Genomic DNA, 23,965 nt, shown 5'->3' on the forward strand with positions numbered 1-23,965 from the left:
TACCTCCTTGTGTTTCGTTATGGCAGGGTGCGGCGATTATAGGCACAGAAAAAAACAGGCGTCCATCCGCCCTGTGGGGGGCCGTGGGCACCGCATCGGGAGGCGCGGGGTAAAAAAACGCCCCGTGATACGGGGCGTGGGGGGTCAGTCGCGGGGGGTCTTGAGGGCCTCAATCACATCGTCACTGGGGGCCAGCCCCTCTACGTGGTTGAAGCTCTCCAGCCCCTCCTGGGGATTGATGGTGAGGGCGTCGGCGCTCAGGTAGCTGCCGCTGCCGGCGCTCTCCACCACGACGATGACTTCAGGCTGCTTGTCGCCGTTGAGATCCAGCAACTTGATCTCCTTGATGCTGCCATCGCGCGGCAGCACCTTGCCGTCGATGAACTGATCCAGCGGAAACTGGGGGTTGGCACCGGAGTAGAGGCGCACGTCGTAGCTGCCGGTGGAGGCAGGCTCGCCGCGCCCTTCGCTGACGGTCACCACCTGGCCGGAGGGGAGCGTCAGCTGCTTGAAGAAGCCGTCCGCCGCCTGGCTGGCGAGGGGCAGGGTGAGCAGGCCGAGAGTAAGGAATAAGGCTTTCATGGAGAGGACCCTTGTTGCTGCTTGTGTGTCTGTGACGGGCAGGGGACGCTTCCCTGCCACGTCGGAAGCGGGCAGGGGGCCGCTGGTCGGCCGCCCCCTGCCCGGGTTGTCATCACCATATCTTGACCCGTTTGGCCGGGTCCAGATAGAGCTTGTCGCCGGGCTGGATCTTGAACGCCTCGTAGAAGGCGGGGATGTTCGGTACCACGCCGTTGACCCGGTATTCCGGCGGCGAGTGGGGATCCGAGGCGAGCAGCATCTGCATCAGCTCGGGGCGATACATGCCCTTCCACACCTGGGCCCAGCCGAGGAAGAAGCGCTGCTCGCCGGTAAAACCGTCCAGCACCGGGGCCTCCTTGCCATCCAGGGAGAGCAGGTAGGCCTTGTGGGCGATGGTGAGGCCGCCGAGATCGCCGATGTTCTCCCCCAGGGTGAACTGGCCGTTGACGTACTGGCCCTTGATGGGCTCGAAGCGGTTGTACTGGGCCACCAGCCGGCTGGTGCGAAAGCGAAACTCCTTGAGATCCGCCGGCGTCCACCAGTCGCGCATCACGCCGTCACCGTCGGATTTGGCCCCCTGATCATCAAAACCGTGGCCCATCTCGTGGCCGATCACCCCGCCGATGGCGCCGTAGTTGACCGCATCGTCCGCCGTCATGTCGAAGAAGGGGGGCTGCAAAATGGCGGCCGGGAAGACGATCTCGTTGTTGCTCGGGTTGTAGTAGGCGTTCACCGTCTGGGGCGACATGTGCCACTCGTCCCGATCGACCGGCTTGCCGAGGCGCGCCAGGTTGTCGGCGTATTCGAAGGCGCGGGCCCGCTGCAGGTTGCCCACCAGATCGTCGGGGCGAATGGTGATGGCGCTGTAGTCCTTCCATTTGTCCGGGTAGCCGATCTTGGGTCTGAACTTGGCGAGCTTCTCGAGGGCCTGGGTCTTGGTGGCCGGGGACATCCAGTCCAGCTCCTGGATGCTCTGGCCGTAGGCGGTGCGCAGGTTCTCCACCAGCTGCTCCATGCGGGCCTTGGCCGCTGGCGGGAAGTAGCGCTCGACATAGAGCTTGCCCACCGCCTCCCCAAGATTGTTGTCCAGCACCCCAAGGGCCCGCTCCCAGGGGGCGCGCTGCTTGGGCGTGCCGCTAAGAGCGGTGCCGAAGAAGGCAAAATTCTGGGCATCGGTCTGGCTGTCGAGGTAGGGGGCGTAATCGGTGATGAGCTGCCACTTGAGGTAGGCCTGCCAGTCAGCGACCGGGGTCTGCTGCATCACCTCGTTCAGGGCCGAGAGATAGGTGGGCTGGCCGATGACCAGGCTCTGCTGCCCCGCAAGGCCAGCCTGGGCCAGGTAGGCGTCCCAGTCGATGGCGGGGGCGAGGCGCCCCAGCTCGCTCACCGGGCCCTTGTTGTAGTTCTTCTCTCTGTCTCGCAGGGCCACGTTGTCCCACTGGATCTGGGCGAGCCTGGTCTCGAGGGCCAGGATGCGTTTCGCCTTGGCCTGGGCATCCGTCTCACCGAAGCGGCTCAGCATGGCGGCGATGTGTTGCTCGTACTTGTGCAGCAGCGCCTGGCTGTTGGGGTCGCGCTTGAGGTAGTAGTCCCGATCCGGCAGGCCGAGGCCGGCCTGGTAGAGGTAGACGGCATAGCTGTCAGGGGCCTTGGCGTCGGCGTCTATCCAGAAACCGAAGGGGGAGCCGCCACCGGTGCGGGCGCTCTGGGCGAAGGCCCGGGCGAGATCCTGCGGTGTGCTGATCTGCTCTATCTCGCTCAGCATTGGCAGCAGGGGCGTGGTGCCCTTGGCGTTGCGGGTCGCCTGATCCAGATAGCTCTGGTAGAGGTCGTGGATCTGCTGGGCCGGGGTGCCGGTGGCGGCCTTGCCATCCAGCCCCTCCACCAGCACCCGCACGTCCGCCAGGGATTTGTCCCGCAGCAGGTAGAAGGCGCCGTCGGCGGGCCTGTCATCGGGGATCTTGGCCGTGGCGAGCCAGTGGCCGTTCACGTAGCGGAAGAAGTCGTCACCAGGCTTGACGCTGGTGTCCATGTTGGCCAGCGCAAGGCCGGAGTGTTTGTCCGGTTGGCTCGGTGCCTGACTGCAACCGGCCAGCAGGGCCAGTCCGACGAGGGTGGCCAGGATGTGTTTCTTGTTGTTCATTATGGTTTTATTCCAATTCGGGTTATATGGCTTCCTTGCCCACGCAGGGAGCGATTCACTCTAGCAGCCGGGTTAGCGCTTGATAAGCCCGACTCTGCTAAGATCGGCCTGGTCGTATTGGGGAAGCCTATGATTTCTCGTATTTATTCTCGTTTTTGTCAGACCCTGCCCGCGCCGGAAGGTTCCCGCGGTCTGCTGGTGGCTTTCAGCGGCGGGCTCGACTCCACCGTCTTGCTGGTGCTGGCGGCCCGTTTTGCCCGCGCCCACGGCCTCGCCCTGAACGCCCTGCACGTTCATCACGGCCTGAGCCCACATGCCGACGACTGGGTGGCTCACTGCGAAGGGGTGTGCCGGCAACTGGCGGTGCCCCTCATCGTGGAGCGGGTGCAGCTCTGTCGGGGCAACGGGGAGAGCCTGGAGGCCCAGGCGCGGGCGGCGCGTTATGAGCGACTCGCCGCCCACCTGGGGGAGGGGGAGTGGCTGCTCACCGCTCACCATCAGGACGATCAGCTGGAGACCCTGCTGCTGGCGCTCAAGCGGGGTGCCGGTCTGCGCGGGCTGGCGGGCATGGTGGCGAGCCAGCCTTTTGCCGCAGGCCATCTGTTGCGCCCCTTGCTCGACATGAGCCGGGCCGAGCTGGCGCAAGCCGCGCAGTCACTTCCTTATGGCTGGGTTGAGGATGAGAGCAACGAGGACCCGAGCTATGACCGCAACTTCCTGCGCCAGCAGATCATCCCCCTGCTCAAGGCCCGCTGGCCCGCCATGGCCCGGACGACGGCGCGCACCATGGCCCTGTGTGCCGAGCAGGAGGCGCTCATCAGCGAGCTGGCCGAGGCGGACTGGCAGGCGGTGGGTGAGGGAGAAGGGCTGCGCATTGACGGACTCCTCTCCCTCTCCCCCGTGCGGCGCAACAACCTGCTGCGCCACTGGATCCGCCGCCAGGGGGGAGAGATGCCCTCCCGCGAGCTGTTGGGCCTGCTGTGGCAGGAGGTGGCGCTGGCGCGCGATGACGCCAACCCCAGGCTGAGCCTGCAAGGGTTGGCGTGTCGCCGCTATCAGGGGCGCCTCTACCTGGTGGCGCCGGATCTCGCCCCCCGTGAGGAGGTGCTGCCCATCCGGATGGAAGAGACGCTCACCCTGCCGGACGGGCTCGGGCAGTTCAGGCTCTGGAGAACGGATGGCGAAGGGTTGCGGACACCGAGGGGGGACGAGCCGCTCTCGGTGCGTTTTCAGGTCGCCCCCGGCGTCATGCTGAAACCGGTGGGGCGGGTGGGCAGCCGGCGGCTCAAGAAGCTGCTGCAAGAGTACGGGGTGCCCTCCTGGCAACGGGGGCGCATTCCCATCCTCTACTACGGTGAACAGGTGGCACTGGTGGCCGGGCTCTTTGTCTGCGACGGATTTCTGGCGCCAGAAAAGGGGGTGGCGTGGGAGTGGCGGCCCCCCGTCACCCCGGATGCGGATTGACATCGCAGAGTGACAGGGGGCCGGGAGGTGAAGGGTGATGCCCTATTCGGGCAGGCCGGAGCCCCCGGCTTTCTTGCGGGCGTAAAGATGAGTATCGGCCGTCTCGTAGAGGCGCTGCACATCCATGCCCGACTGCCAGCTGGCGGCTCCCAGGCTGCACCCCACCGAGAAGGCGCTGAGCTCCTTGTGGCTGTGGAGCACATGTTGCAACCGCAGCCAGACCGGGCGCCAGGCCTCGGGGTCCGCGGGTTGCAGCAGCAGGGCAAACTCGTCCCCGCCGAGGCGAAACGCCTGATCCGTCCCGCGAATGCACCCCTGCAGCAACTGGGCGAAGCGGCTTAGCACCAGGTCGCCCACCGGGTGGCCCCAGGTGTCATTGACCTGCTTGAATCTGTCGAGATCCAGCAGCACCAGCACCAGGCCGTGGGGTTCCCGGCTGTGTTGCTCCACCGCCCGGCCGATGGCCTCGTCGAAGTAGGCGCGATTGCCAAGCCCGGTCAGGTGGTCGAGCCGCACCTGCTGTTCCAGCCGATCCAGCCGCAGATAGAGGGGCAGGGTGAGACTGAACAGCTGATGATATTGCTCAAGCAACCGCCTCTGGCCGTCGCTCAGGGGGTGCTCCAGCTCGTAGTGCAACTGGCCGAGCAACTGCTCGTGTCGTCCCCGCAGCTCGAAGCGATAGGCATGCAGGGTCAGCCTGGCCTGGGGCGGGTGCGAGATGAGGGGATGGGGCTGGCCACAGTCGAACTGGAGCGAGTGGATCCGGACAATGTTTGCCACCCGCTCGGCAAAGATTGCCAGCAGGGCGTCAAGATCCCGTTGCCCCAGCAACTGCTCTATCTGCTGATAGCGGTCCTGCCCGGTCAACGGCGCAAGCCGCTCCATCTGCTGTACCCACTGCTCTATGCCATGTCCGAAGCCGTTCAATGACGATGTGTTTTCCACGTTACAGCCCTTACACCTCTCCATTCATTGCGCAGGCTCTTGCAAGCCCTGTGCCTAAAATATGTCCGATGAAAAACAAGGGGGCTGGCTAGGCTTAACGGGATGAAACGGGAGGGGAAATCCCTGCCGCTGAGCGAGTGGCGTGCCATATGGGGAGCGGGCGCTGTGCTTGCAGGGAAGAGAGTGCCGGGCAGATGAAGGAGAGGGATGGGTGTACACCGATGTGTTGATCCTGCTGATCTTCGCCGTTGTGCTGGTGGCCATTTTCCGGCGCCTCGGCCAGCCGGTGATCCTTGCCTATCTGTTTGCCGGCATGCTGCTCGGCCCCCATGGCGTGGCCATCGTCACGGGTCAGGCCATGATGCAGACCATAGGAGAGCTTGGCATCGTGTTCCTGATGTTCTCCCTCGGGCTCGAGTTCTCCCTGCCGCGTCTGCTCGCCATGCGCAAGCTGGTGCTGGGGGTCGGCAGCCTGCAGGTGCTGCTCACCTCACTGCTGTTTTTCGGGCTCGGCTGGTGGTGGGGGCTGAGCCTGGCCCAGGCGCTGGTGGTGTCAGGCACCCTGGCGCTCTCCTCCACCGCCGTGGTGATCAAGCAGCTCGGCGAGCTCAAGCAGCTCCATACCCGGCGAGCCCAGCTCGGGGTGAGCGTGCTGCTGTTCCAGGATCTTGCCGTGGTGCCCCTGCTGGTGATGATCCCCATCTTGGCCCAGCCCGAGGTGCAGGGCAGCGCCCTGCTGGCGGAGGTCGCCTGGGCCTCCCTCAAGGGGTTGTTTGCGCTCTCCGTGCTGCTGGCGGTGGGGAAGTGGCTGCTGCCCATGCTGTTTTTCGAGGTGGCGCGCGCACGTTCAGATGAACTCTTCGTACTGAGTGCCCTGCTGGTGGCATTGCTGGCGGCCTCCCTGACCCAGTGGATGGGGCTCTCCATGGCGCTCGGTGCCTTTCTGGCGGGTATGATGCTGGGGGAGTCCCACTATCGTCATCAGCTCGAGGTGGACATCAAGCCGTTTCGCGACGTGTTGATGGGGCTCTTCTTCATTACCATCGGCATGACCATGGACTGGGCGCTGGTGGCGGACGCCTGGTGGCAGGTGCTGGCCTGTGTGACGGGGCTCATCCTGTGCAAGTCGCTGCTCATATTGCTGGCGGGCCGCCTGATGGGGGAGCGCAAGCGTGACGCCATGGCCGCCGGCATCATGTTGGGCCAGGTCGGGGAGTTCGGTTTTGTGCTGCTGGCGCTGGCGAGTCATCACGGCTTGCTGGATCACCAGCTGGTCTCTCTGCTGATCGGCATCGGTGTCATCTCCATCGCCCTCACCCCCTGGCTGGTGTTGCGGGCGCTGGGACTTGCCCACTCCCTCACCGACAGTGCCCTGCTCTCTCGCGCCGAGGTGGCCCAGTCGGGCCTGAGCAAACACCAGCACGTCATCATCGCCGGGTTCGGACGCACCGGCCAAACCTGTGCCCGCTTTCTCAAGCTCGAAGAGATCCCCTTCCTGGCCCTGGATCTCGATCCCGAGCGGGTGAGCGAGGCCAAGCTGGCGGGGGAGCAGGTGGCGTTCGGCGATGCCAGTCGGCGCGACATCCTGCTGGCGGCCGGTCTGCTGCGGGCGCGGCTGGTGATCATCACCTTCGACGATCAAAAGCGGGTCGATGCCATGCTGACGCTGATCCGGGAGCTGGCGGGGGAGATCAAGGTGCTGGTACGCACCCGGGATGACAGCTTCCTTGAACACTACAAGCAGGCCGGCGCCTTCGAGGTGATCCCCGAATCCCAGGAGGGAGCCCTGATGCTGGTCTCCCACCTGCTGCTCAACTGCGACATTCCCATCGGCCGGGTGATCCGGCGCATGGAGCACGAGCGCAGCAGCCAGTATCGCTTTCTGCACGGTTTCTACTGGGGCGGCAAGAGTGCGGGCAATCTGGAGACGGATCAACAGCTCGAGCGGCTACATCCCGTGCTGCTGCACGACCAGGCCTGGGCGGTGGGACACAGGGTACGGGATCTCGCCCTGGGAGAGGTGCGCATCAAGGCGATTCATCGCGGGGAGCGCAGCCTGGATCCCAGGCGCGAGCTGGTGCTGGCGGCGGGAGATACCCTGGTGCTTTTCGGCACGGCCGTGGCCATGGAACAGGCCGAGCAGCGCCTGCTGGAGGGACGCTAGGATCTCCTTCCCATGGGATAAGGCCCCTCAGGCCTCTTCGCGAAACTGCTCCTGCTTCCCGCTGCCCGGCAGGTCGAGGAAGGCCTCGATGCGCTGGCGGTGATCCAGCGCGTCCTGGTATCCCAGCTTGATGAGCCGCTGGCAATGGCCGGGATCAAACATCAGGAAGCTGGCCAGGCTGCTGCTCTCTTCGCCGTTGACCCCGAGCACTCGCAACAGACGGCGCAGCTGGGTCGGCAACCGTGGGAGGTATTCGAGGGCGATGAGGTCGAGATCCTGGCTGGGGCGGATCACGCAGGTCTCCACCTGGCGCAGTTTCAGCCGACTGCGCTCCCGTGCCGGAATGAGGGAAAGGGTCTGGTTGATGCGCCCGAGCCGCTCCAGATCCGAATTGAGGGTGTCGGAGAAGACGGTGTTGAGCAGATGGCTCGCGATGTTGGAGCTGGTCAGGTGCCCCTGGCGGGGAGTCGGGTTCTCCCTGTGAGGGGAGTCCAGGGTCACCAGCAGTATCCGCTCCGCCCCCAGGTGGATGGCGGGGCTGAGTGGGCTCAACTGGTGGATGGATCCATCCCCGTAGACGCGATCGCCGATGGGGGTGGCGGGAAAGACGAAGGGCAGCGCCGACGAGGCCAGCAGGTGATCCGAGGTGAGCAGGGTACGCAGGCCACGTCGTCTGGCGCGCTCCCAGGGCTGATGTTCGGCCCGCCCCTGGAAGAAGGTGGTGGAGAGGCCGTCATCGTAGTCGGAGGCCGTGATGGCGATGGCCTCCAGGCTGCCGTAGAGAATGTTGTCATCGATGCGGTGATAGTCGATGAGCTGATCCAGCAGACGGCGCAGGGGGGCGTTGTCAAACAGGTGAAAGGCGCGGTTGCTCTGGGGGGTGATGAGGCCGGCCGAGCCCTGATAGAGGGTGCGCCACAGCAGTTGGCAAGGGTGGAAGTCGAAGATGTGGTGGGTCTCGAAACGTCGCCAGACCCACTCCAGCTTGCGCACCCCCAGATGGAAACAGGAGGCGTAGCACGCCAGCGCCGTGATGTTGAGAGCCCCCGCCGAGGTGCCGCACAGAATGGGGAAGGGGATGCCGATGTTGCGGGGGTAGAGTTCGGCCACCGCCTTGAGTACGCCGACCTGATAGGCGGCGCGGGCACCACCACCAGTCAGCAGAAGAGCAGTATTGGGTCTGGCCATGAGGGTGCGCCTTATCGTGATCGCCAGGGCGGGTTGCCACCGCGCAATTCAACTATAAGACGTTGTATACCGGATAAAAATGGGCCGCACGCTCAATTTTTGCGGCCCGTTTCATTTTCAGTTTGCCAAGGGGGTCTGGCTCAGTTGATCGAAGGCGGCGAAGGCTGGAGGGCTTGCCAGAATACGGCCATGGCCGAGACCCCGGGTGCTCACCAGCCGGGTGCGGCCATCCTGGGCCGCGCGCAGGGAGTCCCGGTGGGGGGCGAAGCGGTCTTCCTCATCGTGCACGATGAGGGCGGCGCCGCTGCGCCGGGCGAGCCGGCCAAGGGGGTCAACCGTGCTGAGCGGGTGCTGGTATTCGTGTTCTATCTCCTTGACCACCGCATCGAACAGCCGGATGGAGTAGCCGGAGCGCGCCACCATGCCGTAGAGCTGGGGCACGTAGTCGAGCACCGGGGAGATGAGCAGCAGCGGCAGCGCATCCATGGCAGGGTGACGGCTGCTGAGGGTGACGGCGCCCCCCATGCTGTGGGTGATGACGCCCTGGACGGGGCCGACCCGCTCGAGGATCTCGTCGAAAGCGCGCACGAAGCGGGGCAGGTGACCCCTGTTCCCTTCGCTCCGGCCGTGGGCGGGGTGATCGTAGGCGAGCGCCGTATAGCCCTGGGCGGCGATGTGGCTCATCAGCGGATAGAACTGGCTGGCACTGCCTGACCAGCCGTGCATCAGCAGCCAGACCGGCCCCTGGCCGAGCCGGTAGCTCATCAGGGTCCCTTCACTGGTGTGGATGGCCTGCTCGACCAGGCCAGCCGGGGCTGCGACGTCCCGGGTCGCCCGCTGCGGGGTGAGCAGCAGCTTGCTGGCGGTGCGCTTGGCGTGGGTGGGCGCGAGCACGTGATGCAGGCGGGTGCCGAGGCCCAGCAGCAACTTGCTCGGGCTGAAGCGGCGTGTGTTGAAATAGATCTTGCTGCTCATGGTCATCCTGTGTCTTTTGTGTGCGAACGATCGTGCTTTTTTGCGATTTTTTAAAAAGAAGAGCCCGTCGGGTCAGCGCCAGCTGGCCAGCAGAGCGGTGACCTCCGGCCAGAAGTGGCGGGCCGGATCCTCGCTGAGCGCCAGGGCATGGAACACCTGATCCCCGAGATAGAGGCCATAAAGGCGATAGACGGCGCGCCAGGGGTCGAGATCGCTGCGCCACTCCCCTCTGGCCTGCCCCTGCACTACCTGGCGTGCCAGGTAGTCGAGCCAGAAACGGACCAGCTCGCGTGCCGCCTGCTGGACCTCACCCTCCTGGGCGGAGGTCCAGGCATCGAGGAACATGCAGCGGCCGGCAAAACTCTGGTTCCAGGCCAGCCAGGCCTGCAACAGGGCGAGCAGTTTCTCCTGCTGGGTGGCGTGCCCCTGTTGGCGCACCGGCTGGATCACCCGCTCCCGAAATACCTCGGCGGAATGGGTGAGCACGGCGATTTGGAGGTTGTCGCGGGACTGGAAGTGGGCGAACAGACCGCTTTTTGACATCTCGCAGGCCGTTGCGAGGGAGCCTATGGTGAGGCTCTCCAGCCCCTGCTGGCTCGCCTGCTCGAATGCAGTCTGCAAAATGGTGTCGCGGGTCAGACGTCCCTTGCTCATCCGGCTCTCCTCTCTCTGGGCTGGCAGCATAAAGTACGACCGTGCTAATTGTCGAGCCGCAAATGGTGCAGGGAGGCCGTTTCCGGCTGCCGCGGGGGGCCAGAGAGTCTTCTGGGAGGCGGTTGTGGCTGGCTTGTTACGAGCCAGCCGGGGACGAGCTCAGTCGTCCTTGATATCCATCAGCTGGAGGGCGATGACCGCCTGGGTGCAGTGCTTGACCCCGAGTTTGCGGAAGGCGGAGTGATATGGGCTCTGATGGTGGCAAGGGGCTCAACTGTCCTTGATATCCATCTGCTGGAGGGCGATGACCGCCTGGGTGCGGTGCTTGACCCCGAGTTTGCGGAAGGCGGAGTGATATGGGCTCTGATGATGGCAAGGGGCTCAACTGTCCTTGATATCCATCTGCTGGAGGGCGATGACCGCCTGGGTGCGGTTCTTGACCCCGAGTTTGCGGAAAATCGCGGTGATATGGGCCTTGATGGTTGCTTCGGAAACGTTGAGCTCCCAGGCGATCTGTTTGTTGAGGCTGCCATCCCGCAACATGATGAGCACCTTGTATTGCTGGGGGGTGAGGCTGGCCAGCTTGGTGGCGAAATCGGGCCCTTCGCTGGGCTCGGGATGGAGGGAGATGCCTTCCGGCACCCAGTTGTCCCCCCCGATCACCGTATTGAGGGCGCTGACCAGCTCTTTCATGGGGACGGACTTGGGAATGAAGCCGAGCGCGCCCAGGCGCAGCACCTGCTGGATGATGGCGGGATCCTCGGAGGCCGAGACCACGACGATGGGGAGATCCGGGTGATGTCCGCGCAGATAGGCCAGCCCCTCGAAGCCGTTGGCCCCCGGCATCTTGAGATCCAGCAGCAGCAGGTCGACGTCGGGATGTTCGTCGAGCAGGTGGCTCAGGCTGTCGATGGAGTCAGCCTCCAGCAATCTGGCGTCGTCGATGGCCATGTGCACCGCTTGATAGAGGGCGCCCCGAAACAGGGGGTGGTCATCTGCGATGACGATGGTAAATTGGCTGTCCATAGCTCACATTGTTGCTAACTGATTGTTTTGAAAAATCAAACTAGCACTGCTACCCAAGTGGGTCAAACCCGCCAGTACGCAAATGTGAGGTGGTCATCGGATGTCGTGCCACGGGGCCGGCGGGATGGCCAGTAAACAACCCATGCAGGAGGCAATCGATGGGATCCCTGGTTTTGACGGTGGGCACGGGCTCCACCTGGGCAATGAGAACGGCGCTGGTGCTGGCCATGAGCGGGCTCAAGTGGCAGGAGCAGGTCTTCGATCTGGAAGATACCAAGGAGCTGCAACGGCTCAAGCGCACGGCCCCCGCCGGCCTGGTGCCCTGGCTCGACGACGGTGAGCTGCGTATTCACGACTCTCTGGCCATCGCCGAATATCTCTACGAGTGTTGCCCGGAGCGTCACCTTTATCCGGTGGACAAGGCCGATCGGGCCCTGGCCCGCAGCCTGTGCGCCGAGCTGCACGCCGGTTTTCGCCAGATCCGCACCCTGCTGCCCTTCTTCCTGGGGGCGCCCACCCAGAGTGAACCGCCGGTGGAGGTCATTGACGAGCTGGCCCGGTTGCAGACCCTCTGGTCCCAGGCGCGGGGGCCCTTCTATTTCGACGAGGCGAGCATTCTGGATGCCTTCTATGCGGTGATGGCCTATCGACTGGCAAGCTATGGCATTTCGCTGCCCGGTCAGGCTGGCGCCTATCAGCAGGCCTTGCTGGCCTGGCCCCTGTGGCAGGAAACCCTGCTCAGGGCGAGGTTGCAGTGGCCAAAGGCGGCCCGCCAGTCTGATTGATGCGGGCGTCGGCAAGACAAAAAAGGGGAGCCATCGGCTCCCCTTTTTATTCAGGCCAGGTCGCTATTTCTGCCGACCCGCGAAGACCACGACCACTTTGTCTTCTCCTTTCTCCCGCACGAAGCCGTAGGGGGCATCGGAAATCTTCTTGTGGCTGCCCGCCGCGATGGCAGGGTGGGCGGCACGGAACTGGCCGAGCCGTTGCCAGTGCTTGACCAGCTCCGCCTTCTCGCCACTCGCCAGCTCCTGCCAGTTCATGTCCGAGCGCACGCTCTGATCGAACACGCCGCCATCCTTGGCCAGTCCCCGGCCGGACTCGTCGCCATAGTAGATCTGGATGCCCCCCGGCAGCAGCATGAAGCTGTTGGCCACCCGCCGTTGCAGCGCCACGTCCTGATAGTCGCCGAAGAAGAGCTTGGTGTCGTGGGAGCTGATGTAGCTCAGCACGTTGAACTCGGGATCCTGGTTGATGCGGCTGGCGTAGCTCGCATAGGTGGGCTCTGCCCCCGCCATGCACTGGGCCTGGGGCAGGGCGAATTCACGCTGGTAGTCGAAGTTGATCAGGGAATCGAAGCCGTGCTGGTACCAGAAGTCCTTGGCGACCCCGTGATCCCACACCTCGCCCACCATGTAGAAGGGAAGGTCATCGAGGGCCTTGCCCGGGTTGGCGGCCTTCCACTCCTTGAGCGCGTCGGTGCCCGCCTGCTTGAGCCTGGCCCAGACCGCGGGCTCCAGGTGCTTGACGGTGTCGGCACGGAAGCCGTCGATGCCGAAGCGGCGCACCCAGTCGGTGTGCCAGGCAATGAGGTAATCGGTCACGGTGGCGTTGGGCAGGGCCTTGGCCCTGGTGTCTTTTTTGGCAGCGAGCAGCGGTGGCAGCCCCACCGATCTGGTGGATTCGGTCAGGAAGTCCGGCAGTCCCGCCACCGAGCCGGTGACGTCGTCGGTGCCGGGTTGCGGGTAGCCGGGCAGGCCGGCCCGCACCCAGTCAGGGCCCCACCACTTGTCCCAGTGGGATGACTGGTAGTCGATGAACTGGTTGTAGCCATGCCAGTTGAGGCCGCCGCTCGGGCGCCATTCGTTCCAGCGACTCGGCAGCTTGCCGGTGTTCTGGGTGAGATCGGTGAGCCCCAGATCCTGCAAGTCGGCGAGGGTGGCGTAGCCTGCGTGGTTCATCACCACGTCGAGGATGATCCGCATGCCTCGCTTGTGGGCCTCGTCCACCAGGGTTTTCAGGCTCTCTTCGTCGCCGTAGTTGGGGTCGATTTTGGTGAAGTCGAGCGCCCAGTAGCCGTGGTAGGCGTAGAAGGGGAAGTTCCCCTGTTCGCCACCGCCGATGAAGCCGTGGACCTGTTCCACCATGGGGGTGATCCAGATGGCGTTGATGCCGAGTTGCTTGATGTAGTCGAGCTTCTCGGTCAGCCCCTTGAAGTCACCGCCATGCCAGGTGGCCACTTCGTCCTGACCATCCTTCTGACGACCGAAGCTGTGATCATTGGCGGGATCGCCGTTGTGGAAGCGGTCGGTCAGCAGAAAATAGACGCTCGCCTGATCCCAGCTGAAGGGAGCAGGCTTGGCGGCCTTGACCGGCTCGAGCAGCAGCAGGCCGCCGCTCTCCTTGCTCGGTGTCAGGGTGATCTTGCCGCCCTTGACCACGGCTTCCTGTCCCGAGTAGGCATCCCGCAACCGTGTGCCGTCGGGCCAGACGCCCTTGAGTGATGTCGTGACCGGGCCGCCATCCCAGCTGATGCAGGGCTCTTCCGGGGGCTGGCGTTTGAACTCGCTCTTTTTGGTTGCCCGCAACACCTTGAGGCTGGGGGTATCGGGGTTGAAGGTGAACTCGTAGTCCCCCGCCAGCATCACCCTCAGATTGAAGTCTGTCCCCTTGCTGCACTTGTCCATGGGCTGGGCGGTGCCGAAGGGAAGGGGCCTGGCCTCGGTTGGCCCGAAGCTGGTGCCGCAGCTGTTGCCCGCATCGCTGATGCGGATCTGGTGGCTCCCCTTGTCCAGTCTGTGGGTCAGGGTGACGGTGCCCTTGTCCAGCGTCAGCGCCTCGGCCACCGGTTTGCCATCCACATGGAGATAGACCTCGGGGGCGGCCATCGCCTGACCGATGAACAGCGGTGTGGCGAGCACGGCCAGCCACAGGGGTGATGGGCGAAGAGCGGGGCGCGAAGAGAGACGCATAAGCCATTCCTTGAGCAGAGTGTGAGGAGCAGGGTCCGTTGAGGCACTCATTCTAGGGCGCGCTGGGGCAGGCTTGGACCGGTAAAATACCGATTTGTGACGTCAGTTCAAATGGTTACGTTTTCAAGAATGGAAAAGTGTGAACCGGGTGTCGCGGCCATGAAAAAAGCCGGTCAGTTGACCGGCTTGTAGGCATTCGGGGTGGCGTCACACGGTGAAGAACTTGAAGTTGACGAAGGCCACCGCGATGAAGGAGGCAACCATGCCGCTGATGCAGAGCACCGCAGGGCGGATGGCAGGCCAGCGATGGGCCAGCAGCACGATGGCCAGCAGGGTCGGATAGAGGCCGAACATGTAGCGGGGCATGGCGTTGAGTCCGGTCATCAGGGGGATGGTGCAGCAGATGAACATCAGGGTCGCTTCGGCCCAGCGTTTCTGGCTGAACAGGTAGCCATTCAGGCACCAGCCGAAGATCACCATGATGGAGAGATAGGCCTTGCGCCCCCCCAGCTCGAAGCCGCTCAGCCACCAGTCCAGGGGGCTGTCCATATAGCGGCCCCAGGCCACCTGGATATGCTTGAAGGCCAGGGCATCCCCGGTGAGGTGATAGAGATAGACCATGTAGGAGAAGAGGCCGAGGGGAATGAGCCAGAGGGTGAACACCACCTTGAAGGCCCGCTCGGTGAAGCGGAAGAACTCGCGCCAGCCGTAGGCCTGCAGGGCCAGGATCAGCACCGGGAACACCATCATCACCCCCAGGTTGCGGGTGGCGGAGATGAAAATGCCGAGGAAGGCGACCATGAGCCACTGTTCGCGGTAGGCGAACAGGAACATTCCCAGCATCAAGGCCATGAACATGGGCTCGGTATAGCCAGAGACGAAATAGGCGGAGAAGGGGGAGAAGGCCAGCAGCCAGACCCCGAAGCGGGCGGTGTCGTCCCCCAGCTTGAGCTGGCGCAGCACCAGCAGCATCAGGGGCAGGCTGATGAAGAAGGCGATGTTGGCCACCAGCATCAGGCCGATGAGGCTCTCCATGTCAAACAGGCTGGAGAGACCGCCGGCCAGCATGGGATAGAGGGGCATGAAGGCCCAGTTCGCCGCATTGCCCTTGCTCAACCAGCGTGGATAGAGGTCGTAACCATTCTCGATGATGCGCTGGAACCAGACGCAGTCGAACTGGCAGTAGGCTTGCAGCGGCCCGATGTCGGTGGCGCCATAGAGCTGGACGCCGAAATAGCCCATGCCATAGAGCGCCACCCGGCTCAGTACGAAGGCGGCGACGATCATCAGCCAGTCGCGGCCGCTGATGCGCAGTGACGGGCGATAGGGGAGTGCAGCCCCGGTTGACGGGGCGGTATTGGTCATATCATTCATCAGGCAAAAACCCAGATACGGGAGAGAACGTAGGTGAGCACGGTGACGGTCAGGGTGGCGATCACCACCGGCAACAGGCCGGAGAGACCGGCAAACAGCAAACCGCTCAGGATGAGATTACGCACCGCCAGCGAGAAGAGGGCAACCAGCAGGAACTTGCTGGCGGCACCTTGTTTCTGGAAGGTGATGTAGCGATGGCCGAAGAACGAGAACCAGAACGCCACGGCAAAGGCCAAGGTAGTGACCAGGTGCTCGGAGATGGCCGGCCAGGTATGAAACAGGGCGATGGAGGTACCCAGATCGACGAGGGTGGCCCCCCCGCCGACAAAACCGAAGCGAACCAGCCGCCAGAATTCCTCGCGGGAGATCATTGAGACGCCTGCTCCTGCTGATCATCAGCGGCTTTCGCGGCGGCCTTCTTGCCAGCGCTCTTCTTGCTGGCGGTGGGCACTTCCTGCTTCTGCTCTTCATCCTGCTTGGCGTACTGGCCGTAGACCCCTTCGATGAGGTAGACGGGGCGCTGTTTCACCTCCACGAACATGCGGCCGATGTACTCACCGATGATGCCCAGCGACAGCAGCTGGATGCCGCCGAGGAACAGCATGACCGACATCAGGGAGGCGTAACCGGGCACGTCGATGCCGAAGAAGAGCACCTGGGTGATGATCTTGAGGATATAGAGGAAGGCGATGAAGGAGACACCGACCCCGATGTAGCTCCACACCCGCAGCGGCCAGCTGGAGAAGCTCATCAGGCCGTCAAGGGCGAAGTTCCACAGCTTCCAGTAGTTGAACTTGGTTTCGCCTGCATGGCGGGCCGGGCGCTCGTAGGGAACGCCGACGGCGCGAAAACCGGCCCAGGCGAACAGCCCCTTCATGAAGCGGTTGCGCTCCGGCAACTGCTTGATGGCCTCGACCACCTTGCGATCGATGAGGCGGAAGTCACCGGCGTTCTCCGGCAGCTTGGTGCTGGTGGAGAGGGCGTTGAAGAAGCGGTAGAAGCCACCGGCGGTGAGGCGTTTCATCGGGGTGTCGGCGCTGCGATCCACCCGGATGCCGTAGACGGTGTCATAGTCGCCGGTCTGCCACAGCTTGACGAACTCCAGAATGAGAGAGGGGGGATCCTGCAGGTCCACGTCCATGGGGACGATGGCGTCGCCCTTGGCCTGGTGCAGGCCGGCGGTCATGGCCGCTTCCTTGCCGAAGTTGCGGGCCAGGTTGACCAGGGTCACACGGGGATCCCGGGCGATGGCCTGCTCGACCACCTCACGGGTGCGGTCACGGCTGCCATCGTTGACGAACACGATTTCAAGCTGGTCTTTGAGCGGGGCCAGTTCGGTATCTATCGCGCTGATGAAGGCGTCTATGCTCTCTTCCTCGTTGTAAACGGGAACGACCAGAGAGAGTCGAAAATCGGCACGGGACATGGGAACTTCCTTATTGAAAGAATTATTTTACGGAACAGATACTTGGGGCATTCCGCTTCACTGAGCCACGGTCAGTCGCACGGACTGGACGTTGAGCGGTGTCGGGGCGGAGAGCGCCAGGAAGTTGGGACGCTTGGGATCGGCGGTCAGGGAGTCGCCCGGCAGGCTGAGGCGGATCTCGTTGATGCCCGCCTTGGCCAGCTTGACCGTGGTGGTGAAATCATGACCCAGCGCCACCTTGAGCAGGGCGCCAGCCTGGGGGCTGTTGATCCTGGCCTGGATGGTGAGCTGCTCCGGCTGGGCCTGCTGCTTGGGCAGCACGAAATAGAGACCGCCCTGACCGCTCAGCTCGGTGCCTTGCTCGCTGGGCTTCTTGGCCCAGCCTTCGCTTGAGAGGAAGCGGCTCGGCTTGGTCAGGTTGAGTTCGTTGCCGGGCTGGTAGGTCATGCTGGAGTTGTGCTCCCAGAAACGGGTCTTGCCTTCCAGGTAATAGAGCTTGTAAGCCAGGCTCACGTTGGGGTGAGCGGCCAGATAGAGGGTATAAAGGTAGAAACCGCTCAGTGCCAGGATGGCAGCCAGAAAACCGAACTTTTTGTAGGTCATATTACTCACTCGACGCCCGACAGATTGATAGGCAGATTTCGCGCATATGCTAATCCAATTGCAAAAAAAGCATAGTGGATCACAAAAATATATTTGCTCACATATTAACCCTCAATCACCCTGCTTACCAAGGGGCTTTGGGGTCGTTTGCTTCCTCTTCTTGATTGTGGCTTTTTCGGCGCCAACCTGTCTGCCGCCACCTGGGGCGCATCAGGCAAACGGCTGATATTGTGCTTTGTTGTGGCAGGATCTGTCGCCATTTCACCCGGGCAGAATTAAGATGGCCTGTCCCGTCGTCAAGGATGACCCATGAGACTCTTTTCTCTGTGTGTGCTCTGCTGTCTGCCCCTCCAACCGTTGTGGGCGCAATCGTTCTGCTCCTCCCCCCTTCGCGTCGGTTTCGATGACTGGCCCCCATACCACTATTACCAGCAAGAGGGCGCACGTCGGGAACTGCGTGGATTTGCGGTCGACTACCTCAATGCCGTGTCGAATCGGCTGGGGTGTCGTCTGGTCTATGTGGAGCGTCCCTGGAAGCGGGGGTTGCACGATCTTGAGCGGGGTCGGCTGGACATCGTGATGGAGGCGTATTTTGCTGATGAGAGGGCGCGTTATGCCTGGTTCTCCATCCCCTACAACCCGGGCCGGACATCGCTCTGGGTACGCAAATCCGGTACCGGTGAGGAGTCGGATCTGGCGAGCTGGCTGGCCCACGGGCATCGCCTCGGTGTGACCAGGGACTACTATTACGGCCCGGAAATCACCAAGGTTCTGCAGCGATACCGCAACCAGGTGAGCGAGGTCAACGATGTGCAAAACTATCGCAAGCTGCTGCTTGGGCGGATAGACGGTTTTCTCGGGGATAGTCTGGCCACGCCCTGGGGTCTGAAAAGAGAGGGGCTGTCGGATGCGGTCGTCCCCCACACCATGGCGATCCATGAGACGCCCACCTTTTTCATGTTGAGCAAGAAGACCCTGTCCGGGGAATTCGTGGAGCGGTTCAACGAGGCGATAGTGGCCGTCGGTGACAGCGGGGAGCAGGAACTCATCTGGCGTCGTTACACCTCCGTCCGCTAGCAAAGTCGTCGGCATTCACGCATCATGGGGTCCTGACCGTCGCGCCTGACAGGCCGAAATGAACCGATTTGAGGCAAGCGTGGTAAGAAGCATGGGTAAGAAGTATTGGTTGGCATTGGCGAATCTCATCTGGCTGGGCTGCTGGCCGGCCAGCATGGTTCATGCCAGCACGGAACAGGCGGTAGTGGCCAGTCCCAGCATTCAGCATGACTGGTATCAGAACGAGGTGGCCGAGCAGGCTCGTCATGAGCTTGAACAGCAGTTGCAGGAAGCGGTGCTGGCCCAGCTGCATCCGGATTTCTACCGCCTCTGGCAGCAGTTGCAAAAGACCCCGGCGGATCGACGCGGTGCCCTCTACGATGAGGCCTTTGGCAAGCTGGCCCGGTTCCAGCAGGCCTGGCGAGGGATGGATCTGGTCGCGCGCGAACAGATGCAGACCCTCAAGCTGGATCTGAACCGCCCCCTGGCCCATGCCCCCCAGGGAGACAATCTGCTGGAGCAGGTCAAGCAACTCAGGCCACAGGTGGCGGAATACGACGCCGTGCGCGAAGAAGTGCGCAAGCTGCTGGCCATGCCCATGGCCAAGCACTGGCCCACCCTCTCCATGCCGACCCTGCGGGCCGGGGAGAGCTCGACCGAGCTCGGCCAGATCCGCTCCATCCTGAACGAACTGGGGGACAGTGCCCCGACTCACCAGGACAGCCTCTACGATCCCGAGACCGAACAGGCCATCAAGGAGTTCCAGCGCCGCCACGGCCTGACGGCCGACGGCATCATCGGCCGTCAGACCCGCAGCTGGCTCAATACCGGCCCCGAGGTGCGCGCCAGCCTGCTGGTACGCAACCTGTGGCGCCGTGATCTGGTGGATCACCTTGCCGGTCGCTATGTGCTGGTCAACATTCCGGACTACCGCCTGAGCGTGGTGGAGTCTGGCAGCGAGGTCTTCACCAGTCGGGTCATCGTCGGCAAGGAGCAGCGGGCCACCCCCATCCTCGCCAGCGAGATCCGCTCCATCGTGCTGAACCCGGCCTGGCACGTGCCGCGCTCCATCCTGAGCAAGGACATTCTGCCCAAGCTCGGGCGCGATCCTGCCTACCTGGATCGCGAACAGTTCGAGGTGATCGACGGCGAGGGCAATCCGGTGCAGTTCAGCGAAGATGGCTGGCACCATGCGCTGGCCTCGGGTTTCCCTTACCGGTTGCGGCAAAAGCCGGGGGATCACAATGCCCTGGGTCGCTACAAGTTCTATCTGCCCAACAACGATGCCATCTATCTCCACTCCACCCCGCGCAAGGCGCTGTTCGAGCAGGGGGCCCGTGCCTTCAGCTCGGGTTGCATCCGGGTGGAACACGCCGACGATCTGGCAGAGCTGCTGCTGGCGGACTCCCGCTATCAGCCGGACAAGGTGGCCAGCATCCTGAAAGAGACCCAGACCAAGTGGCTGCCCCTAAGCAACCCTATCCCGGTGTTTACCGTCTACTGGAGCAGCTGGATTGATGAAGAGGGACGCCAGCAATTGCGCAACGATATCTACGGATTCGACAGAGTCAGCTATCAAAGCCGCTTGCTGTGATCCTCGCCACAGAGTGAAAAGCCCGGCCCGTGCCGGGCTTTTTCATGGATGAATGGGGTTTGACAGCGCTTTTTCTGGCAGGTAGTTTCGGCCCTTGTATCAAATTCATTCACCTGTGTGACTTCACCATGAGATGGACGGACAACGGATGCTGGGACAAGAGATAAGCCGACGCCGTCTGCTGCTGGGGGCGGGTTGCCTGATGGGGACCAGCCTGCTGTCGTTCCCTGCGCTGGCGAGCCGCAGCACTTCGGGACGGGAACTGAGTTTCTTCAACCTCAATACCGGCGAGCGGGTACGCGCCAGTTATTGGGAAGATGGCCACTATCTGAGCGATGGGCTGGCGGAGCTCAACCATATTTTCCGTGACTACCGTCGCAACGAAGTGTTCAACATCGACAGAAAGCTGTTCGATCAGCTCTTTCTGCTGCAACACAAGCTGGGGCGCCACGGCGAAATCCAGCTCATCTCGGGTTATCGCTCCCCGGCCACCAATCAGCAGAAGCGGCGCAAGAGTCGCGGCGTCGCCAAGCACAGCTACCACACCCTGGGGCAGGCGGTTGACGTGCGCATCCCCGGCGTGCAACTGGCACACTTGCGCAAGGCCGCTCTGAACCTCAAGGTGGGCGGTGTGGGTTATTACCCTTCCGACAACTTCGTGCACCTGGATACGGGCCCCGTTCGCAGCTGGTAAGTCGGGATCGTCTCAAAGCTTGAGTGCCGATTGTATCTTGTTGTCGCTGGCATTGAGGGGGCCCAAGCTGCTAGGCTCTGGACTCCAGCCAGAGGAGAGAAAGATGAAGCAGATTGTGATCGGGGGGCTCATCGCCCTGTTGTTGACTGGTTGCGGCAAGCTCAACCGCGAGAGCTACGACAAGCTGAAAGTCGGGATGAGCTATGCCGAAGCGAGTGCCATCCTCGGCAAGGCCGAGCGTTGCGACGATGCTCTCGGCACCACGAGCTGTGTCTGGGGAGGGGAAGGCAAGAATATCAAGGTGCGTTTCATCGCCGACAAGGCGACCTTCTTCAGCTCGGAAGGGATCAACTGACCCTTTCCTCTCTTGCCGATGCCCAACAAAAAAGCGCCGTATGGCGCTTTTTTGTTGCTCGTTATCCGTGCAATATGGCCAGGAACTGGCGCGATCAATGGGTGGCGTACTGATAGTTGAAGGTGGGCAGTCCCCACTTGAAGCGTACCGCCAGGAGCCGCAGCACGAAGCCGATGCCGATGGCACCGAAAGCGGCCCAGTCGTTGGGCAGCCCATGGTGCAGCGCAAAGCAGTAGAGCGCGGCGGTGATCAGCGAGACGGCGGCATAGAGCTCGCGCTTGAACACCAGCGGGATACGCTGGCACAGCAAGTCCCGCAGCACCCCCCCGAACACGCCGGTCACCACGGCCATGATGCAGGCGATGCCGGCCCCGTGGCCCATCTCGAGCGCCCGGGCAGCCCCGAAGATGGAGAAGACCACGAGCCCCAGGGCATCGAGCGCCAGGAACAGCTTGCCAAGGTAGCGCATCAGCGGGGCCGAGATGACCCCGGCCATGGCGGCGCCCGCCACCAGCAGCACGTATTCGGGGTGCTCGACCCAGAGCAGGGGATAGTGGCCCAGCAGCACATCCCGAATGGTACCGCCACCGATGGCCGTCGCCGAGGCGATGATCACGACGCCAAACAGATCCATCCGTCGCCGACCCGCTGCCAGCGCGCCAGTCATCCCTTCGGCCACCAGGCCGAGCAAGAAGAGTGCATGTAACATGAGATATCCCAGGGTGCGAGAAAGGCCCGCATCCTAACAACCCTGCGCTGGGGCGACAAGCTATCTTGGTTATACATTAGATTAAGTAATGAAAAGGGGGCTTTCGCCCCCTCTTTTGATCATGATGACACGGTTCAGCGTCCAAGCTGCTCGCTGCGGTATTGGTCCACCCACATGGCGGTGGCGCCACAGATGGCCACCGGCATCACGAAGAGATTCACCACCGGGATGGCGGAGAAGAGGGTCACCAGGGCGCCGAAGCTCAGGCACTTTCCACGACGCTGCTTGAGGGCGTCGCGCATGGTGATGAAGCCGATCTTGTGGTTGTCGAACGGATAATCGACATACTGGATCGCCATCATCCAGGCGCTGAGCAGGAACCAGAGCACGGGTGCCAGGGTCTGGCCCACTACCGGGATCAGGAAGAGGATCAGGCAGCCGATGGCCTTGGGCAGATAGTATTTCAGCTTGGTCCATTCGCGGCCGAAGGTACGGGGCACATCTTTCACCACATCCAGCATGCCGGTGTCATTCATGGCTTCACCGGTGAGGATCTGTTCCACCTTCTCTGCCAGCAGGCCGTTGAAAGGGGCGGCTATCCAGTTGGCCACCGAGCTGAAGATGAAGGAGAAGACCACCAGTATGGTGATGAGGGCGATGGGCCAGAGCAAGTAATCAAGCCAGGAGAGCCAGCTCGGGATCTGCTGGTGCAGCCAGGCGAACAGGCCGTCCAGTTGTAGCAACAGGGCGTAGAAGGCACCGGCAAAGAGCACGAAGTTGACCAGCAGGGGGATCAGCACGAAGGTGCGGATGCCGGGCTGGCGGATGAGCGAGAAGCCGCGCAGGAAGTAGTCTGCACCGCTGACCGAATCTTTGACCATGTGGGGTGATTGGCTCATGTGAGCTCCATCAGTGAATGGGGAAAGTGCCAGCATATTACAAACAAGCCTTTGATTTGGTAAAGTCGCCTGCCCGCCTCCTCTTTATTTCGTTACCCACATAGGCCGCCATGCGTCTGAAATTGATCAAACTCGCCGGTTTCAAGTCGTTTGTCGAGCCGACCCGCATCGAACTCAACGCCGACATGACCGCCGTGGTGGGCCCCAACGGCTGCGGCAAATCCAACGTCATCGACGCCGTGCGCTGGGTGCTGGGGGAGAGCTCCGCCCGCCATCTGCGCGGCGAGAACATGACCGACGTCATCTTCAACGGCTCCATCAACCGCAGCGCCCATGGCCGCGCCTCGGTGGAGCTGGTGTTCGACAATCCCCACAACCGGGTACCCGGCGAGTTCGGCCGCTTTACCGAGATCTCGGTGCGCCGCGAAGTGCTGCGCGACGGCTCCAATCACTACCAGATCAACGGCCAGAAGTGCCGCCGCAAGGACGTGACCGACCTTTTCCTCGGCACCGGCCTTGGGCCCCGCAGTTACGCCATCATCGAACAGGGCACCGTCAGCCGGCTGGTGGAGTCCCGCCCCGCCGATCTCAAGCTGTTCATGGAAGAGGCCGCTGGGGTCTCCCGCTACAAGGAGCGGCGCCGCGAGACCGAGCAGCGTATCCGCCATACCCAGGAGAACCTGGAACGCCTTGGCGACATCCGTGGCGAACTGGGCTCGCGCCTCGAACATCTCAAGGCCCAAGCCGAAACCGCCGAGCGCTACAAGCAGCTCAAGAGTCGCAGTCGCGCGGCCCGCGCCGAGCTGATCGGTTCGGAACTGTGGGCGCTGGAAACGCGTCTTGGCGAGGCCAAGACCGAACTGGCCCAGACCGAGCAGGCGCTGGCGGCCCTCGATGCCAAGCGCACTGCAGACGAAGGGCGCCACGTCACCCTGTCGGTGGCCCGCCAGGAGGCGCAGGCCGAGCAGGCGAGCCGCCAGCAACAGATTTTTCTCGGCGGGCAGGCCATCGCTCGCCTCGAGCAGCAGCAACTGCACCAGAGCGAGCTGGGCCGCGACTGGCAGGCGAGGCGGCAGGCCCTCGGCGAGCGTATCGACGGCCTCAAGGCCCAGCTGGCCGGCCAGCTGGGCCTTGAGGCCGTC

22 protein-coding genes and 1 pseudogene are annotated in these 23,965 nt (G+C 63.1%); 8 read left to right on the forward strand and 15 right to left on the reverse strand.

Going from position 1 to position 23,965, the window contains the following annotated elements:
* Positions 1-144: 144 nt before the first annotated feature.
* Together BN1120_RS08130 and BN1120_RS08135 are read right to left on the reverse strand one after the other, a co-directional pair.
* Positions 145-582 (reverse strand): PliI family lysozyme inhibitor of I-type lysozyme, encoded by a 438-nt coding sequence (locus BN1120_RS08130; protein WP_010673427.1) that lies wholly within the window; start codon positions 580-582, stop codon positions 145-147.
* A gap of 112 nt (positions 583-694) precedes the next feature.
* Entirely contained in the window at positions 695-2,725 is a 2,031-nt protein-coding gene (locus BN1120_RS08135) for a M13 family metallopeptidase (protein WP_042015552.1), read from the reverse strand.
* A 129-nt stretch (positions 2,726-2,854) separates the two neighbouring features.
* Between BN1120_RS08135 and tilS the strand changes: the two genes are divergently transcribed.
* Positions 2,855-4,189: a tRNA lysidine(34) synthetase TilS gene (tilS, locus tag BN1120_RS08140; RefSeq protein ID WP_042015554.1), complete on the forward strand. Its 1,335-nt coding sequence runs from the start codon at positions 2,855-2,857 to the stop codon at positions 4,187-4,189.
* Between the two features lie 42 nt (positions 4,190-4,231).
* On the opposite strand, the gene BN1120_RS08145 is transcribed toward tilS, so the two are convergent.
* Positions 4,232-5,158, reverse strand: coding sequence for a GGDEF domain-containing protein (locus BN1120_RS08145; protein ID WP_041214696.1), 927 nt, complete (start codon positions 5,156-5,158; stop codon positions 4,232-4,234).
* A gap of 187 nt (positions 5,159-5,345) precedes the next feature.
* Between BN1120_RS08145 and BN1120_RS08150 the strand changes: the two genes are divergently transcribed.
* Positions 5,346-7,298, forward strand: a complete 1,953-nt coding sequence (locus tag BN1120_RS08150) for a monovalent cation:proton antiporter family protein (protein WP_042015556.1) — start codon at positions 5,346-5,348, stop codon at positions 7,296-7,298.
* A gap of 27 nt (positions 7,299-7,325) precedes the next feature.
* Here the strand turns inward: BN1120_RS08150 and BN1120_RS08155 are convergent, their stop codons facing one another.
* The 5 genes and pseudogenes from BN1120_RS08155 to BN1120_RS08170 form a co-directional block, all read right to left on the reverse strand.
* Positions 7,326-8,486 carry a patatin-like phospholipase family protein gene (locus BN1120_RS08155; RefSeq protein ID WP_042015557.1) on the reverse strand — a complete coding sequence of 387 codons (1,161 nt, stop codon included), beginning with the start codon at positions 8,484-8,486 and terminating at the stop codon, positions 7,326-7,328.
* Positions 8,487-8,603: 117 nt separating this feature from the next.
* Positions 8,604-9,461, reverse strand: coding sequence for an alpha/beta hydrolase (locus BN1120_RS08160; RefSeq protein ID WP_042015571.1), 858 nt, complete (start codon positions 9,459-9,461; stop codon positions 8,604-8,606).
* A gap of 72 nt (positions 9,462-9,533) precedes the next feature.
* The gene (locus tag BN1120_RS08165; protein WP_042015559.1) at positions 9,534-10,115 is read right to left on the reverse strand and encodes a TetR/AcrR family transcriptional regulator; all 582 of its coding nucleotides are present in this window, start codon (positions 10,113-10,115) and stop codon (positions 9,534-9,536) included.
* A 159-nt stretch (positions 10,116-10,274) separates the two neighbouring features.
* A pseudogene (locus BN1120_RS21950) lies at positions 10,275-10,378 on the reverse strand (DNA-binding response regulator); the annotation flags it as partial.
* Positions 10,379-10,496: 118 nt separating this feature from the next.
* Positions 10,497-11,141 (reverse strand): response regulator transcription factor, encoded by a 645-nt coding sequence (locus BN1120_RS08170; RefSeq protein WP_010673435.1) that lies wholly within the window; start codon positions 11,139-11,141, stop codon positions 10,497-10,499.
* Between the two features lie 158 nt (positions 11,142-11,299).
* Here BN1120_RS08170 and BN1120_RS08175 point away from each other — a divergent pair, with 158 nt between their 5' ends.
* On the forward strand, positions 11,300-11,926 hold the full coding sequence (locus tag BN1120_RS08175) for a glutathione S-transferase (RefSeq protein WP_042015561.1): 627 nt from the start codon (positions 11,300-11,302) through the stop codon (positions 11,924-11,926).
* A gap of 63 nt (positions 11,927-11,989) precedes the next feature.
* On the opposite strand, the gene BN1120_RS08180 is transcribed toward BN1120_RS08175, so the two are convergent.
* From BN1120_RS08180 to BN1120_RS08200, 5 genes are all read right to left on the reverse strand, one after another.
* A complete protein-coding gene (locus BN1120_RS08180) occupies positions 11,990-14,113 on the reverse strand; it encodes an alpha-amylase (protein ID WP_042015563.1) in 2,124 nt (707 codons plus the stop codon).
* A 207-nt stretch (positions 14,114-14,320) separates the two neighbouring features.
* Positions 14,321-15,487 (reverse strand): membrane protein, encoded by a 1,167-nt coding sequence (locus BN1120_RS08185; protein ID WP_029313951.1) that lies wholly within the window; start codon positions 15,485-15,487, stop codon positions 14,321-14,323.
* Positions 15,487-15,858, reverse strand: a complete 372-nt coding sequence (locus tag BN1120_RS08190; protein ID WP_010673439.1) for a GtrA family protein — start codon at positions 15,856-15,858, stop codon at positions 15,487-15,489. Before BN1120_RS08190 ends, BN1120_RS08185 begins: the two co-directional genes overlap by 1 nt.
* Positions 15,855-16,913 carry a glycosyltransferase family 2 protein gene (locus BN1120_RS08195; RefSeq protein ID WP_041213382.1) on the reverse strand — a complete coding sequence of 353 codons (1,059 nt, stop codon included), beginning with the start codon at positions 16,911-16,913 and terminating at the stop codon, positions 15,855-15,857. Before BN1120_RS08195 ends, BN1120_RS08190 begins: the two co-directional genes overlap by 4 nt.
* Positions 16,914-16,970: 57 nt before the next feature.
* The gene (locus tag BN1120_RS08200; protein ID WP_010673441.1) at positions 16,971-17,516 is read right to left on the reverse strand and encodes a hypothetical protein; all 546 of its coding nucleotides are present in this window, start codon (positions 17,514-17,516) and stop codon (positions 16,971-16,973) included.
* Positions 17,517-17,825: 309 nt separating this feature from the next.
* On the opposite strand from BN1120_RS08200, the gene BN1120_RS08205 reads away from it, so the two are divergent.
* The 4 genes from BN1120_RS08205 (at position 17,826) to BN1120_RS08220 (ending at position 21,215) form a co-directional block, all read left to right on the forward strand.
* Positions 17,826-18,593: a substrate-binding periplasmic protein gene (locus BN1120_RS08205; protein ID WP_010673442.1), complete on the forward strand. Its 768-nt coding sequence runs from the start codon at positions 17,826-17,828 to the stop codon at positions 18,591-18,593.
* 91 nt (positions 18,594-18,684) lie between these two features.
* Complete coding sequence (locus tag BN1120_RS08210; RefSeq protein WP_042015568.1) at positions 18,685-20,166, forward strand: L,D-transpeptidase family protein; 1,482 nt, start codon at positions 18,685-18,687, stop codon at positions 20,164-20,166.
* Between the two features lie 148 nt (positions 20,167-20,314).
* On the forward strand, positions 20,315-20,860 hold the full coding sequence (locus BN1120_RS08215) for a DUF882 domain-containing protein (RefSeq protein ID WP_039039271.1): 546 nt from the start codon (positions 20,315-20,317) through the stop codon (positions 20,858-20,860).
* 103 nt (positions 20,861-20,963) lie between these two features.
* Positions 20,964-21,215, forward strand: coding sequence for a hypothetical protein (locus BN1120_RS08220; protein WP_010673445.1), 252 nt, complete (start codon positions 20,964-20,966; stop codon positions 21,213-21,215).
* 94 nt (positions 21,216-21,309) lie between these two features.
* Here the strand turns inward: BN1120_RS08220 and BN1120_RS08225 are convergent, their stop codons facing one another.
* Both BN1120_RS08225 and cysZ read right to left on the reverse strand, forming a co-directional pair.
* Positions 21,310-21,924 (reverse strand): trimeric intracellular cation channel family protein, encoded by a 615-nt coding sequence (locus tag BN1120_RS08225; RefSeq protein WP_010673446.1) that lies wholly within the window; start codon positions 21,922-21,924, stop codon positions 21,310-21,312.
* 134 nt (positions 21,925-22,058) lie between these two features.
* Complete coding sequence (gene cysZ, locus BN1120_RS08230; protein WP_010673447.1) at positions 22,059-22,823, reverse strand: sulfate transporter CysZ; 765 nt, start codon at positions 22,821-22,823, stop codon at positions 22,059-22,061.
* 110 nt (positions 22,824-22,933) lie between these two features.
* Between cysZ and BN1120_RS08235 the strand changes: the two genes are divergently transcribed.
* A partial coding sequence (locus BN1120_RS08235) for a chromosome segregation SMC family protein (protein WP_042015573.1) occupies positions 22,934-23,965 on the forward strand: 1,032 nt, incomplete at its 3' end.

Origin of the sequence: Aeromonas caviae, assembly GCF_000819785.1 — a bacterium.
GTDB lineage: Bacteria > Pseudomonadota > Gammaproteobacteria > Enterobacterales > Aeromonadaceae > Aeromonas > Aeromonas caviae.

What these genes read in the sequence shown, in the direction of transcription:
- BN1120_RS08200 (WP_010673441.1), bottom strand. Translation starts at nt 17,516, where the DNA reads ATGACCTACAAAAAGTTCGGTTTTCTGGCTGCCATCCTGGCACTGAGC.
- BN1120_RS08190 (WP_010673439.1), bottom strand. Translation starts at nt 15,858, where the DNA reads ATGATCTCCCGCGAGGAATTCTGGCGGCTGGTTCGCTTCGGTTTTGTC.
- cysZ (WP_010673447.1), bottom strand. Translation starts at nt 22,823, where the DNA reads ATGAGCCAATCACCCCACATGGTCAAAGATTCGGTCAGCGGTGCAGAC.
- BN1120_RS08180 (WP_042015563.1), bottom strand. Translation starts at nt 14,113, where the DNA reads ATGCGTCTCTCTTCGCGCCCCGCTCTTCGCCCATCACCCCTGTGGCTG.
- BN1120_RS08135 (WP_042015552.1), bottom strand. Translation starts at nt 2,725, where the DNA reads ATGAACAACAAGAAACACATCCTGGCCACCCTCGTCGGACTGGCCCTG.
- BN1120_RS08155 (WP_042015557.1), bottom strand. Translation starts at nt 8,486, where the DNA reads ATGGCCAGACCCAATACTGCTCTTCTGCTGACTGGTGGTGGTGCCCGC.
- BN1120_RS08165 (WP_042015559.1), bottom strand. Translation starts at nt 10,115, where the DNA reads ATGAGCAAGGGACGTCTGACCCGCGACACCATTTTGCAGACTGCATTC.
- BN1120_RS08185 (WP_029313951.1), bottom strand. Translation starts at nt 15,487, where the DNA reads ATGAATGATATGACCAATACCGCCCCGTCAACCGGGGCTGCACTCCCC.
- BN1120_RS08220 (WP_010673445.1), top strand. Translation starts at nt 20,964, where the DNA reads ATGAAGCAGATTGTGATCGGGGGGCTCATCGCCCTGTTGTTGACTGGT.
- BN1120_RS08215 (WP_039039271.1), top strand. Translation starts at nt 20,315, where the DNA reads ATGCTGGGACAAGAGATAAGCCGACGCCGTCTGCTGCTGGGGGCGGGT.
- BN1120_RS08210 (WP_042015568.1), top strand. Translation starts at nt 18,685, where the DNA reads ATGGGTAAGAAGTATTGGTTGGCATTGGCGAATCTCATCTGGCTGGGC.
- BN1120_RS08170 (WP_010673435.1), bottom strand. Translation starts at nt 11,141, where the DNA reads ATGGACAGCCAATTTACCATCGTCATCGCAGATGACCACCCCCTGTTT.
- BN1120_RS08160 (WP_042015571.1), bottom strand. Translation starts at nt 9,461, where the DNA reads ATGAGCAGCAAGATCTATTTCAACACACGCCGCTTCAGCCCGAGCAAG.
- BN1120_RS08205 (WP_010673442.1), top strand. Translation starts at nt 17,826, where the DNA reads ATGAGACTCTTTTCTCTGTGTGTGCTCTGCTGTCTGCCCCTCCAACCG.
- BN1120_RS08145 (WP_041214696.1), bottom strand. Translation starts at nt 5,158, where the DNA reads ATGGAGAGGTGTAAGGGCTGTAACGTGGAAAACACATCGTCATTGAAC.
- BN1120_RS08225 (WP_010673446.1), bottom strand. Translation starts at nt 21,924, where the DNA reads ATGTTACATGCACTCTTCTTGCTCGGCCTGGTGGCCGAAGGGATGACT.
- BN1120_RS08175 (WP_042015561.1), top strand. Translation starts at nt 11,300, where the DNA reads ATGGGATCCCTGGTTTTGACGGTGGGCACGGGCTCCACCTGGGCAATG.
- tilS (WP_042015554.1), top strand. Translation starts at nt 2,855, where the DNA reads ATGATTTCTCGTATTTATTCTCGTTTTTGTCAGACCCTGCCCGCGCCG.
- BN1120_RS08130 (WP_010673427.1), bottom strand. Translation starts at nt 582, where the DNA reads ATGAAAGCCTTATTCCTTACTCTCGGCCTGCTCACCCTGCCCCTCGCC.
- BN1120_RS08195 (WP_041213382.1), bottom strand. Translation starts at nt 16,913, where the DNA reads ATGTCCCGTGCCGATTTTCGACTCTCTCTGGTCGTTCCCGTTTACAAC.